The 11,955-nt window shown below is 71.6% G+C and carries 9 protein-coding genes and 1 pseudogene; 7 read left to right on the top strand and 3 right to left on the bottom strand.

Annotation, left to right across the window (positions count from 1 at the left end):
* Positions 1-149 precede the first annotated feature (149 nt).
* Both AB0O21_RS19020 and AB0O21_RS19015 read right to left on the bottom strand, forming a co-directional pair.
* Positions 150-752: an IS630 family transposase gene (locus AB0O21_RS19020; RefSeq protein WP_365172292.1), complete on the bottom strand. Its 603-nt coding sequence runs from the start codon at positions 750-752 to the stop codon at positions 150-152.
* A pseudogene (locus AB0O21_RS19015) lies at positions 707-1,143 on the bottom strand (winged helix-turn-helix domain-containing protein). The gene AB0O21_RS19020 and the pseudogene AB0O21_RS19015 overlap by 46 nt, the downstream one beginning before the upstream one ends.
* A 2,117-nt stretch (positions 1,144-3,260) precedes the next feature.
* On the opposite strand from AB0O21_RS19015, the gene AB0O21_RS19010 reads away from it, so the two are divergent.
* Entirely contained in the window at positions 3,261-3,581 is a 321-nt protein-coding gene (locus tag AB0O21_RS19010; protein WP_365172291.1) for a hypothetical protein, read from the top strand.
* 189 nt (positions 3,582-3,770) lie between these two features.
* Here the strand turns inward: AB0O21_RS19010 and AB0O21_RS19005 are convergent, their stop codons facing one another.
* Positions 3,771-4,241 (bottom strand): nuclear transport factor 2 family protein, encoded by a 471-nt coding sequence (locus tag AB0O21_RS19005; RefSeq protein ID WP_365172290.1) that lies wholly within the window; start codon positions 4,239-4,241, stop codon positions 3,771-3,773.
* Between the two features lie 97 nt (positions 4,242-4,338).
* On the opposite strand from AB0O21_RS19005, the gene AB0O21_RS19000 reads away from it, so the two are divergent.
* The 6 genes from AB0O21_RS19000 to AB0O21_RS18975 all read left to right on the top strand — a co-directional run bounded on the left by AB0O21_RS19000 (position 4,339) and on the right by AB0O21_RS18975 (position 11,943).
* Complete coding sequence (locus AB0O21_RS19000; protein WP_365172289.1) at positions 4,339-5,886, top strand: AMP-binding protein; 1,548 nt, start codon at positions 4,339-4,341, stop codon at positions 5,884-5,886.
* A gap of 21 nt (positions 5,887-5,907) precedes the next feature.
* On the top strand, positions 5,908-7,617 hold the full coding sequence (locus AB0O21_RS18995) for an FAD-dependent oxidoreductase (protein WP_365172288.1): 1,710 nt from the start codon (positions 5,908-5,910) through the stop codon (positions 7,615-7,617).
* Entirely contained in the window at positions 7,614-8,417 is an 804-nt protein-coding gene (locus tag AB0O21_RS18990) for an SDR family NAD(P)-dependent oxidoreductase (protein ID WP_365172287.1), read from the top strand. The genes AB0O21_RS18995 and AB0O21_RS18990 overlap by 4 nt, the downstream gene beginning before the upstream one ends.
* Positions 8,417-9,373, top strand: a complete 957-nt coding sequence (locus tag AB0O21_RS18985; protein ID WP_365172286.1) for an aromatase/cyclase — start codon at positions 8,417-8,419, stop codon at positions 9,371-9,373. Before AB0O21_RS18990 ends, AB0O21_RS18985 begins: the two co-directional genes overlap by 1 nt.
* Positions 9,374-9,451: 78 nt before the next feature.
* The gene (locus AB0O21_RS18980; protein WP_365172285.1) at positions 9,452-10,717 is read left to right on the top strand and encodes a beta-ketoacyl-[acyl-carrier-protein] synthase family protein; all 1,266 of its coding nucleotides are present in this window, start codon (positions 9,452-9,454) and stop codon (positions 10,715-10,717) included.
* Complete coding sequence (locus AB0O21_RS18975; RefSeq protein WP_365172284.1) at positions 10,714-11,943, top strand: beta-ketoacyl synthase N-terminal-like domain-containing protein; 1,230 nt, start codon at positions 10,714-10,716, stop codon at positions 11,941-11,943. Before AB0O21_RS18980 ends, AB0O21_RS18975 begins: the two co-directional genes overlap by 4 nt.
* Positions 11,944-11,955 lie beyond the last annotated feature (12 nt).

Here is an 11,955-nt window from a genome sequence, read left to right as displayed (position 1 = left end):
TCCTGATGGCGGCTGCGGTGCCGGGAAGCCGCTTTCCCAAGCCTACGCCGGACACGCCTACCCCAACGAATCGCAAGATCCTGTTACGAGCTCTTAGCAACGATCTGACGGCAATGGTGACGCTGAGGTTGAAAGGTTGGGGTGACAGACTACGGAGGCTCCAGCCCCAGGCCGGTCTCGGCGATGAAGCCGTCGAGTACTTCGGATCGACATTGGATGTTGCGTAACCGGATCTTCACCAGCGGAGCGAGGTCTTCGATCGCGCGGGGTGCGAGGTTGGCCAGGGACTTCTCCAGGTAGGCCCAGACACCTTCGACGGGGTTGAGATCGGGTGCGTAGTGCGGGAGTCTGACGATGGTGAGCCAGTCGCTGTTGCGGTCGCAGAACTCCCGCAGGGCCTTGGAGTGGTGGGTGCTGGCGTTGTCCCACACCACGATCAACGGACCGCCCAGTTGCCGGCGGACGGCGGTGATCAGTTCGGCGAACTCGCGAGCACGGAAGCCCTTCCTCTCGCCCGTGCGGCCCCGGTACATCTGCGTCCGGTAGATCAGGCGGGTTTCGCGACCCAGCTTGACGCAGACCATCCCTGCCATCAGGACCCGGCCCGAGCCCTTTCCCGTCACCTTGATGACCGGGGTTCGGCCCCGCCGCGACCAGGTGCGGCCCTTCGCGGGTTTCAGGTCCTGCCCGGCCTCGTCCTCGAAGACTATCCACGCGCCCAGGAGCTGGGCCGTCCTCTTACCCGTGACCACTGCTCCGTCCGCCACTGTGCGACGGCCTGTTCGTCCCGCTCAACAGCGCGGTGCACAGGGACCTGCGGCGACCAGCCCAGCCGTGCAGCAGATACGACACCCCACGCGGGGTGTACCGGTAGCCGAACAGGCGATAGATCAGCTCCGCCACCCTGACAAGGGTCCACCGCTGGTCCTCCATCCAGCCGTGCGCCGCCGGTCCCGCCTCCAGCTCGAACTGCAGGCGTTCCGCCTGCTCATCGCTGAGCTGACAAGGAAAGCCGCCGGCCCCCTTGGATGCCAGAGCCGCTCTGCCGCCATCCCGCCAGGCGACGTGCCAGGCGTACGCCGACTTCCGTGACACCCGTAACCTGCGGGCCACCTCCGGCGGCCGCACCCCTTGCTCGAACATCTTCGCGGCCTCGAAGCGTACCGCTTCACGCTTCGCCCGTCCCACGGCGGTCAGACCGCCGCCATCCGCGTACCTCATGACGAGGATGTAGCACCGCCAACGCCCGCTGTCACCCCACCCTTTCAACCTCAGCGGCAACGCAGGTCAGACGCGGGTACCCGGCGAGCATCTCGTCGGGTACCCGAGTGTCTGTTGATGGTTACCGGTGTGGCCCGGCACGCTCCACTACACGGGCAACAGCATGGTCGCCCTCCGCCCCGCCTCTCCTGAGGGGGAGCCTTATGGTACGCAGTGTCCACTGCGCAGACAGCGGGCATCGCGAGTCGCGGCACATGGTCCAAGCGGTGTGCGTCCAAATTTTCTTTACGTCTTCAAGGCGACCCGCTGCGCGTCGCGCGCGGCGCGGCCGCCCATCCGGCCGCTCTCGGCTCCGCCACCGCGGGCTGGCAAGCGACCAGGCCGCGCAGAGACAGCGCACCGTACGACCGGAAGCGCGAAGAAGCCGGACGCACTCGCATGATGAGCGCCAAGCCGACGACGAGGCAGCGTCAGGGCCTTGGCCAGTGCACAGCTCGCAGGTGGGGCCGGTCGGCTCCGTGGACTTTACCCACATGTTCGGCTCGGGGCCCGCGTCAGGCAAGGCCAGGGGGCCACTCCCTACGGCCCCCTGGCCATGCCCGACCCCAACCCGGACAGGACACAGGCCAAAGCCCACTCCGCCGCCCTCGCGCGCGTAGCCGTCTAACGGCAATGCCGACGGCAACAGGGGTGCACGACGCGGCACTTCCACGCACACCCACGGACTGGCCGAGTTCCGCTGACTTGCGAAAACGCAGACCGACGAATGACCCTTCCCGCCAGGGCGAGTGAGATTGGCGGGGGTGAGTGGCCCGTGGGTTCGGGTGCCCTGGGGGAATGGCGGATGTTGGTGGTGCCTACGTCGATCCCCTGAGGAGGTCGTGGCCAAAGACGCCGACGAGTGGGACCGCCTGGTGCAGGACTGGCTCGACACCTCGTTGAGCAGTCTCAAGACGGCGTAGGCGCAGGCCCTTGCCGAGGCCGCGCTGACCATCTCCCCGCTGGAATAGAGCAACAGGTCCCTGGAGTGACGCACATGCCCGGCCCCGTCAGGTGTTGTGAACACCAGCCACAGAAAGTCAGCCCCGACGATGCCCGCCATGCGGGCTCCGGTAGCAATGTGGGCATCAGCCAGCCCCGGTATCAGCCACGCTACTTGGTTGTTCATCCTCCCGCGCCGACGCGGTGAGCACTGGTGGTTGCCGGGCGGTGGATCCACCCGGGAGCGCTGTCGCGAAGCGGCCGGGGGGAGGTAGCGGCCTGCGGTGCGTAATCCGTACGGGTGAATGTTGAGGGGCGGCTAGGACGGCCCCAGGGGTGTTCCTGTTCCTGATGACGTACATAGAGGGCGCAGCCCCCGAAGGGCTCTGACCTGCGGAAATGCGGTAAGTAATGGCATCCTGGGATGCCTATATCGGCATCCCAGGATGCCATTACCTGACGTGTGTGGTCATGCTGCTGCTGGCGGCTGAAGGAACCGTTGGATTCGTTCAGTTGTTACGGGCGACATGATGTCTTCATGAACGTTTGAGGGGTTCGGATCGCACAGGTCGGGGGTCGGAAGGTGCCGAGGAATTCGCGCAGTGCCTGCTTGGAGCTGGTCAACCGGCAGACCGGTGAACTGCACGAGCTGTGGGAGGGCGGATCTTCGCGGCGCTCGTACAACCTTGGCGGCCGGTTCGGGCAGTTCTCGTTCGCTCGGATCATGGCCATGCTGAGTAAGGACTCCGGTCTGACCGGCGACGACTTCCGGGTGTTCTTCTACTGCGCGATCCAGACGTACGAGCAGGGCGGGACCACGGCCACCGAGACTGCCGCGCACCTTGGGCTGACGCCGCAGGGAACCAGGAGGATCGCGAAGAAGCTGGCTGCGAACAAGATCTTGCTCGTTGCCGAGACCGTGGGACGCACGCTCAAGTACCGGGCCAGTCCCCACATCGTGTCCAGCCTCACCGGCGAGGAACAGTCGGAAGTGGCTGCCGCATACCACCTGCCGACTCTCCCGGGGAGAGCCGACACAGCACCGGAGGACAAACCTCATGCCACGTCAGATCCTGTACCCCGAGCTTGCAGCGCTGAGTCTGCGGACGAGCGGACTGTCGCACCTCAAGCAGAACGTGCTGATGACGTACGCGATCTATGGCGGGATGGCCCACTCCGTGGAAGTGACGGCCGCCGAGCTGGCAGGGATCGCAGGAGTTCCCGCTCCGCACTTCTCCCGAACCCGGCGCGACCTGGTGGCGGAGGGGTGGCTGGAGTTCACGCACAAGGAGGGTCAGATCAAGTTCTTCCGTCTGGGTGTGAGGGCCACCGGCCGGCGCGTGGTTGTTCCTCTGAAGCGGGTGAGTGGTCGACGTTGAGGAGACCCGCTCAAGGCGCCCCGAGGGGGAAGGAACGCCGATGGCTACGTCCGTCCCCAGGCCACGGTTGGTCCGTCCGTCGGTGCGTCGATGCGGCCACGATCGCAGGCGCGGCTGCGTTTAGCGGGGGCTGAGCCGGCTCGGCGCCCAGGTTCCGGAGGCGGCGCTGGCCTTGGAGCGGTTCACCCGCTACGCCAGGTCGTCGCGGGTGACCAGGCGGTGCGTTGTGCGCCAGCGGCCTCGGCTGCGGGTCAGGGTGTCCTGCATGACGCAGACCCGGTGGACCTTCGGGGTGCTGTCCGGCGGGGTCAGGTACACCAGGGCGTAGGCGCGGGTGCGGACCGTGCCGTCGGGGCGGGGCTGTACGTCGAGCATGCCGAGCCAGTGGCGCAGGCGCTCGCCCGTGCGCTGGGCCAGCTCCTCGTTGTGGCGCACGCACGCCGCCAAAGCTGTGCGGCCGCGGACCGGTTCCGGGAGCGTCGGGACGTCGAAGACGGCCTCCTCGGTGAACGTCGCCGCCCACGGCTCCGCCCGGAACGAGTCGAAGAGCTGCATCTGGTGGGCGTAGAACTGCTGGATCTCCGCGTACAGGACACCGAACTCCGCCTGCTCGCGCGCGGACCGGTCCGTTGCGTCGGTCGTCGTCGTGGTCGGGGTCATGTGAGACAGCTTCTGTACCCGAGATCGAGGGTGCTTCGAATCCTTCTCAAGCGGCCCCGCCGAAGGTGGGGGCACGTCCGACGAGGAGGGCCGTGCCGTGTCGAGATTCGCGTATCCGCAACTGCCCCTCGACGGGCTGCTGCGCCGTGCCGCCGAGCGGGATCCCGACGGGTGTGCGCTGAGGACCGGGTCGGGGGCGATGACGTTTGCCGAACTCGACGCCCTTGCCGATCGGTTCGCCGTGTGTGCCGCGGAGCTGGCCGGTGGGCCGGGGGCGCGGATCGGGGTGGCCAATGCCTTGGGGTGGGAGTTTCCCGCCGCCTATTACGGGGCCGTGCGCAGCGGCAATACGGCCGTGCTCGTCAATCCGCTGATCAAGGAGGCGGGGCTGCTGCACGTGTTCTCGGCCGCGGCAGTTGAGGTCGCCTTCGTGCCCGCTGCGACTGCAGAGCTGCTCGACGGGCTCCGTGACCGGCTGCCGGCGCTGCGCGCGGTCGTGGTGTTCGGTGAGGGGCTGCCTGAGGCGCGGGCCGGCGGGTTTCCCGTGGCCGATCTTGATGGGGATGCCTGCGTCCAGTTCACCACCGGTACGACGGGACGGCCCCGCGGGGTCCGGCTCACCCACCGGAACCTGGTCGCGAACGCGGCGCAGACCGCCGCCGCGCATCGTCTGGGCAGCGGGTCCGTCACCCTCAACCACCTGCCGCTCTTCCACACCATGCACCTGAACTCGGCCGTGTTCGCGGGCGCCGCCCAAGTGCTGTGCACCGACCCCGACCCGCTGGCCTCCCTCGCCCTGGCCGCCCGTACCGGGGCCACCCACTACTACGGGCTGCCCGCCCGGCTGCACCGGCTGGCCGGGCAGCTCGCCCAGGCCGGGCCCCGTACCCGTACCGAGGGCGTACCCGCCGGGCCCGCGCTGACAGCGGTCCTGTCGGGCGGCACCGCGCTCGCGCCCGCCACGGCCGGTGCGCTCGCCGACCGGCTCGGGGTGCCCGTCATCCAGGGCTACGGGATGGCCGAACTGTCCCCGCTCTCGCACTGCCAGAGCCCCGAGGGAGGGAAGACGGGGTCCGTGGGGCGGCCCGTGGCCGGGACCGAATGCCGTGTCGTGGACCTGGACGGCCGGGTGCCGCTGGGTGCGTACGCCACCGGCGAGGTCCAGGTGCGCGGGCCCCAGCTGATGGCCGGTTACCTGGATCCCGCCGAGGGGTGCGGGATCGACGACGAAGGGTGGTTGTCCACCGGGGACATCGGCTACCTCGACGAGCACGGCGAGCTGTTCCTCGTGGACCGGATCGGGGACGTCTTCAAATACGACAACGAACTCGTCTCGCCCACCGCCGTCGAGAGCGTCCTCGCCGCCGACCCGCGGGTGGCCGACTGCGTGGTCACCGGCTGGCCCGACCCCGAACACGGCGCCGTCACCTGGGCCGGGATCGTGCTGCGCGAACCGTACGCGGCCCACCCCCTCGACACCCTCGACTCGATCGTCGACGGCGCCAACCGGCGCCTGGCCCGCTTCGAGCGGATCCGCCGCGTCGAGGTCGTCGACGCCGTGCCCCGCACGCCCGTGGGCAAGCCCGAGCGGCGTCGGCTGCGCCAGGCCCTGCACAGCCGGGCCGCCATCGAAGCCGCTGCCTGAGACCCAGAGAGAGGGACTGCCATGGTGACGTCCGACCAGGCCTCGGTACTCGTCGTGGGAGCGGGGCCCGTCGGCCTCACCGCCGCCCACGAACTGGCCCGCCGGGGCATCCGCGTACGGCTCGTCGACGCCGCGCCCGGACCGGCCCGCACCAGCCGGGCGGTCGCCGTCCACCCGCGCACCCTGGAGACCTTCGACCAGATGGGCGTGGCCGAGCCGGTGCTCGCGAGCGGCCGGCACAACAAGGCCTTCACCATGTACGCCGGCGGGCGGCGGCTGGTGCGGCTGGAGGCCGACTACGCCACGATGCCCACCCGCTTCCCCTTCACCGTCGTCATCGAGCAGACCCGCACCGAGGAGCTGCTGCGCGAGGCCTGCGCACGGCTCGGGGTAAGCCCCGAGTGGGGCGTGCGGCTGACCGGCCTCGACCAGGACGAGCACGGCGTGCGGGCCCGTCTGGAGCACGGGGGCGGCCGGACCGAGGAGTACCGGGCCGGCTGGCTCGTCGGCTGCGACGGCGGCCACAGCACCGTGCGCAAGGAACTCGGGCTGGAGCTGATCGGCGAGTCCAGCGAGACCTGGGAACTGGCCGATGCACAAGTCGACTTCGACTTGCCGCCCGACACCATCTACTGGGTGCACACCGGCGGCCAGGCCCTGATGATGGTGCCTTACCAGCGCGACGGCCACTGGCGGCTGCTCGACACCGCCCCCACCGCCCGTCCCGGCACCACCGGCGCCGCCCACGACCGCGAGAGCGCCGAACGGTTTTCCCAACGGCTCAGCGCCGGCCTCGGCCGCGAGGTGCGCGTCGGGCGGCCTGAGTGGACCTCCGTCTTCACCTTCCAGCAGCGCATGGTGCCCCGCATGCACGAGGGCCGCGTCTTCGTGGCGGGCGACGCGGCGCACGTGCACAGCCCCGCCTCCGGCCAGGGCATGAACACCGGGATTCAGGAGGCGTACAACCTTGCGTGGAAACTCGCGATGGCGGCACATGGCCAGGCGGCGGGGCGGGACCTGCTCGACACGTACACGGAGGAACGGGTCCCCGTCGGCCGCAGCCTGCTCGGCTCCACCAAGCAGGCGACCTTCCTCGTCCAGCTCAAGAACAGCCTCGCCGGCGTGATGCTCCCGGCTGTGTTCTCCGTCGTACGCGGCGCACCGCCGCTGCGCCGCGCCATCCAGCGCAAGGTGCTCGGCGGCATGTCCGGGCTGCTCCTCGGCTACCCCGACTCCTCACTGACCGGCGCCGGCGGCGGGCTGCGCGCACCCGCCGGCTCGCGCGCCGCCGCCATCGCCGCCGCCCTTCCCGCGGGCCCCGCCGCCACCGCGCTGCACGCCGAACTCCGCGACATCCGCTGGACCCTGCTGTACGCGCCCGACGGCGACGAGGCGAGCGCCGCCGCCGAGGGCGCCGCCGCCACGGCCCGGGACTGGCTCTCGGTCCGCGCCGTCGGCGCCCCCGCGGGCAGCGCACCGTGGCCGCTGCCCGACCCGGACGGAGCGCTGCGCGACGCGCTGGGCCTCGCCTCCGGCGGCTGGGTGCTGATCCGCCCCGACGGCTACCTGGCCGCGAGCGGCCCCCGGCTCACCGCGCGGCGGCTGGAAGAGGCCCTCGCCGTGCTCGGTCCGGTGCTCGGTCCAGTGCTCCTCCACCGCTCCTCGAACCGGTCCCCAGCGGCTGCGGACACGGTCGGGACAACCACCCGAGTCCTGGAGGGACGACGATGACGGCGACGACTGACGAGGCGGTGCCCGCCCACCCCGTGGCCCTGGTCACCGGCGCGACCAGCGGGATCGGCCTGGCCGTGGCACGGGACCTGGGCCGGCGCGGCCACCGGGTGTTCCTCTGCGCCCGCGACGCGGCGGCCGTCAAGCAGACCGTCGAGGACCTGCGGGCCGAGGGCCTGGACGTCGAGGGAACGGCCGCCGACGTCCGCGTCAAGGAGGACGTCGTCCGGCTGGTCGCCGCGGCCGTCGAGGCCTTCGGACCGCTCGGCATCCTGGTCAACAACGCCGGGCGCAGCGGCGGCGGCCCCACCGCCGGACTCACCGACGAGCTCTGGTACGACGTCATCGACACCAACCTCAACAGCGTGTTCCTGGTGACCCGCGAGGCGCTGCGCAGCGGCGGGCTCGGCACCGGCCCCTACGGCCGCGTCATCAACATCGCCTCCACCGCGGGCAAGCAGGGCGTCGTCCTCGGCGCCCCGTACACGGCTTCCAAGCACGCCGTCGTCGGCTTCACCAAGTCCCTGGGCAAGGAGCTCGCGGCGACCGGCACCACCGTCAACGCGGTCTGCCCGGGATACGTCGAGACGCCGATGGCCGCCCGGGTCCGCGCCGGGTACGCGGGCGCGTGGAACAAGAGCGAGGAGGAGGTCCTGGAGGAGTTCGAGGCGAAGATCCCGCTGGGCCGCTACTCCACCCCCGAAGAGGTCGCCGCCCTGGTGGGCTACCTGACCACGCCGCTCGCGGCCTCGATCACGGCCCAGGCGCTCAACGTCTGCGGCGGGCTGGGGAACTTCTGATGACCACCTCCCTCCCCGAGACCGGGCGCCTCCACCACACCTCCCACGCGATCGAGGTCGCCGCCCCCGCGGGCGTGGTCTACGGGCTGATCGCGGACGCCGCCAAATGGCCCCTGTACTTCCCGCCCAACGTCCACGCGGAGCGGCTCGCCTTCGACGGGGTGCACGAGCACCTGGCCGTGTGGGCCACAGCCAACGGCCGCGCCACGCACTGGACCTCCCGCCGCCGGCTCGATGCGGCCGCCCGCCGCATCGAGTTCCGCCAGGAGGTCCCCGCGGCCCCGCTGTCCGCGATGACCGGCACCTGGGAGGTGGTGGCGCTGGGCGCCGAACGCTCCCGGCTGACCCTGCTGCACGCGTTCTCCGTCGCCGGAGACCGCGCCGAGGACGTGGCCTGGGTGAACCGGGCCACCGACACCAACAGCCGCGCCGAACTGGGCAGCATCGCCCGCCTCGGGGAGCGCTGGGGGCGGCTGGACGCCCTCGTGATGTCCTTCGAGGACACCGTCCACATCGATGCGCCGCCCGGAGCCGTCTACACCTTCCTGGAGAAGGTCGCCGACTGGCCGGAGCTGCTCCCGCACGTCTCCCGGCTCGACGTGACCGAACAGGGCCCGGTGCAGGTGATGTCGATGGACACGCTGACGGCGGACGGTGCCGCGCACACCACCGACTCGGTACGCGTCTGCTTCCCCGAGACCCGCCGCATCGTCTACAAGCAGACCCGCACCCCCGCCCTGATGGAAGCCCACACCGGCTCCTGGACGGTGACCGGCGACGAACACGGCACCACCGCCACCGCCCAGCACAGCGTGGTCCTGCGCGAGGACGCCGTCACCGCCGTGCTCGGGGAGGACGCCGACCTGCGCTCCGCGCGCGCGTACGTCCGTACGGCACTGGGACGCAACAGCACCGCCACGCTCACCTTCGCCAAGCGGTACGCCGAAGGGCTCTGAGCGGCTCCAGCAGTCCTCCAGCGCGGTCGCCGACGCTCGAAGACCGGCACCGGCAACCAACCCGTGGGGGGCAAGGCGATGAGACGCGTGGTCATCACCGGCATCGGGGTCGTCGCCCCGGGCAAGCCCGGCACCAAGGAGTTCTGGTCCCTGCTGACCTCCGGGCGCACGGCCACCCGCACCATCACCCTCCTCGACCCCGCCCCCTACCGCTCACAGGTCGCCGCCGAGGCAGACTTCGACCCGCTGGAGCACGGCTTCGGACCGTCGGATGTCCATCGGCTCGACAGGGCAGTGCAGTTCGCGCTCGTCAGCGCTCGCGAGGCGCTGGCGGACAGCGGGCCGGCGGGGGCTCTGGACCCCGCCCGGTGCGGGGTCACCCTGGGCAGCGCGCTCGGCTGCACCACCGGCCTGGAACACGCGTACGCCGTCCTCAGTGACCGCGGCGGACGGTGGCTGGTGGACCACGGCCGGGCCGCCGCCCAGCTCTACGACCACTTCGTGCCCTCCTCCATGGCCGCCGAGGTCGCCCGCGCCGCCGGCGCACGCGGCCCGGTCTCCCTCGTGTCCACCGGCTGCACCTCCGGCCTGGACGCCATCGGGCACGCCGTCGACCTGGTCCGCGAGGGCAGCGCCGATGTGATGGTCACCGGCGCCGCCGAGGCACCGATCTCGCCCATCAGCCTGGCCTCCTTCGACGCGATCAAGGCGACCACCCCGCGCAACGACGACCCGGCCGGCGCCTCCCGCCCCTTCGACCGCACCCGCAACGGCTTCGTCCTGGGCGAAGGCGCGGCCGTCCTCGTCATCGAGGAACTGGAGCACGCCCGGCGGCGCGGCGCCCACGTCTACGCCGAGATCGCCGGTTTCGCCTCGCGCAGCAACGCGTACCACATGACCGGACTGCGCCCCGAGGGCACGGAGATGGCCGAGGCCATCCGCGCAGCGCTGGACGAGGCACGGCTCGACGCGTCCGCCGTCGACTACATCAACGCGCACGGCTCCGGCACCAAACAGAACGACCGCCACGAGACCGACGCCTTCAAACGCAGCCTCGGCGAACGCGCCCGCCAGATACCGGTCAGCTCGATCAAGTCGATGATCGGGCACTCCCTCGGCGCGGTCGGCGCCCTGGAAGTGGCCGCCTGCGCGCTCACCATCGAGCACGGCGTCGTCCCGCCGACCGCCAACCTGCACGAGCCCGACCCGACCTGCGACCTCGACTACACCCCGCTCACCGCCCGCGAACAGCGCACGGACACCGTCCTCACGGTCGGCAGCGGCTTCGGCGGCTTCCAGAGCGCCATGATCCTCACCCGCCCCCGTCTGGAGGCAGCCGTATGAACACCGCCCTCGCGGCCCCCGCGACCACCGCCGTCTTCACCGGGATCGGGATCGCGGCCCCCGGCGGGCTGGGCGCCGGGGCCTGGTGGGCCGCCGTCCTGCGCGGCGAGAGCGGCATCGGCCCCGTCACCCGCTTCGACGCCTCCCCGTACCCGGTCCGCCTCGCCGGAGAGGTGCCCGGCTTCGTCGACGAGGACCACGTCTCCAGCCGGCTCCTGCCGCAGACCGACCGGGTCACCCGGCTCTCGCTGGCCGCCGCCCAGGAGGCCATCGACGACTCCGGGGCCGACATCGCCGAACTGCCCCCCTACGCGGCGGGCGTGGTCACCGCGAACTCCTCCGGCGGCTTCGAGTTCGGCCACCGCGAGCTCCAGGCCCTGTGGAGCCAGGGCCCGCAGCACGTCAGCGCGTACCAGTCCTTCGCCTGGTTCTACGCCGTCAACAGCGGCCAGATCTCCATCAAGCACGGCCTGCGCGGCGCCTCCGGCGTCGTCGTCTCCGAACAGGCCGGCGGCCTCGACGCGGTCGCCCACGCCCGCCGACAGCTCCGCAAGGGCGCCCGGCTCGTGGTGACCGGCGGCCTCGATTCCGCCCTGTGCCCTTGGGGCTGGGCCGCACACCTCGCGGGCGGCTCCATGAGCACCGTCGCCGACCCCGCCCGCGCCTACCTGCCCTTCGACGAGGACGCCTCGGGCCACGTGGTCGGCGAGGGCGGCGCACTGCTCGTCATGGAGGAGGCCGGCAGCGCGGCCGCCCGCGGCGCCCGCGTCTACGGCAGCCTGGCCGGGCACGCGGCCACCTTCGACGCCTCCCCGCACGAGCCGCGGCTCGCGGACGCGGCGCGGCTCGCGCTCGCCGACGCCGGGCTGCGGCCGGACGACGTCGACCTCGTCTTCGCGGACGCCGCCGGCGAGCGGGCCGCCGACCGGGCCGAGGCCGAGGCCCTCGCCGCCGTCTTCGGGCCGTACGGGGTCCCGGTCACCGCCCCCAAGAGCATGGCCGGACGGCTCTCCGCGGGCGGCGCCGCCCTCGACCTGGCGGCCGCCCTGCTCGCCCTGCGCGACCAGGTGATCCCGCCGACCACCGGCACCGCCCGGCCCGCCGCCGACTGCCCCGTGGACCTGGTCACCGGCACCCCGCGCACCGGGGTGGCGCTGCGCACCGCCCTGGTGCTCGCCCGGGGCCGGGGCGGCTTCAACGCGGCGGCCGTCGTCCGCGCCGCCTGACACGTACGGACA

It is taken from the genome of Streptomyces sp. NPDC091371 (assembly GCF_040684275.1).
In the GTDB taxonomy this organism is placed as follows: Bacteria; Actinomycetota; Actinomycetes; order Streptomycetales; family Streptomycetaceae; genus Streptomyces.
The sequence above is the reverse complement of the archived record's forward strand: the minus strand, read 5'-3'. Positions and strand labels throughout refer to the sequence as shown.

Bases quoted from the DNA above. Each gene is read 5' to 3' on its own strand.
- AB0O21_RS19010 (WP_365172291.1), top strand. From the start codon at position 3,261: ATGCCACGTCAGATCCTGTACCCCGAGCTTGCAGCGCTGAGTCTGCGG.
- AB0O21_RS18995 (WP_365172288.1), top strand. From the start codon at position 5,908: ATGGTGACGTCCGACCAGGCCTCGGTACTCGTCGTGGGAGCGGGGCCC.
- AB0O21_RS19005 (WP_365172290.1), bottom strand. From the start codon at position 4,241: ATGACCCCGACCACGACGACGACCGACGCAACGGACCGGTCCGCGCGC.
- AB0O21_RS18975 (WP_365172284.1), top strand. From the start codon at position 10,714: ATGAACACCGCCCTCGCGGCCCCCGCGACCACCGCCGTCTTCACCGGG.
- AB0O21_RS18980 (WP_365172285.1), top strand. From the start codon at position 9,452: ATGAGACGCGTGGTCATCACCGGCATCGGGGTCGTCGCCCCGGGCAAG.
- AB0O21_RS18985 (WP_365172286.1), top strand. From the start codon at position 8,417: ATGACCACCTCCCTCCCCGAGACCGGGCGCCTCCACCACACCTCCCAC.
- AB0O21_RS18990 (WP_365172287.1), top strand. From the start codon at position 7,614: ATGACGGCGACGACTGACGAGGCGGTGCCCGCCCACCCCGTGGCCCTG.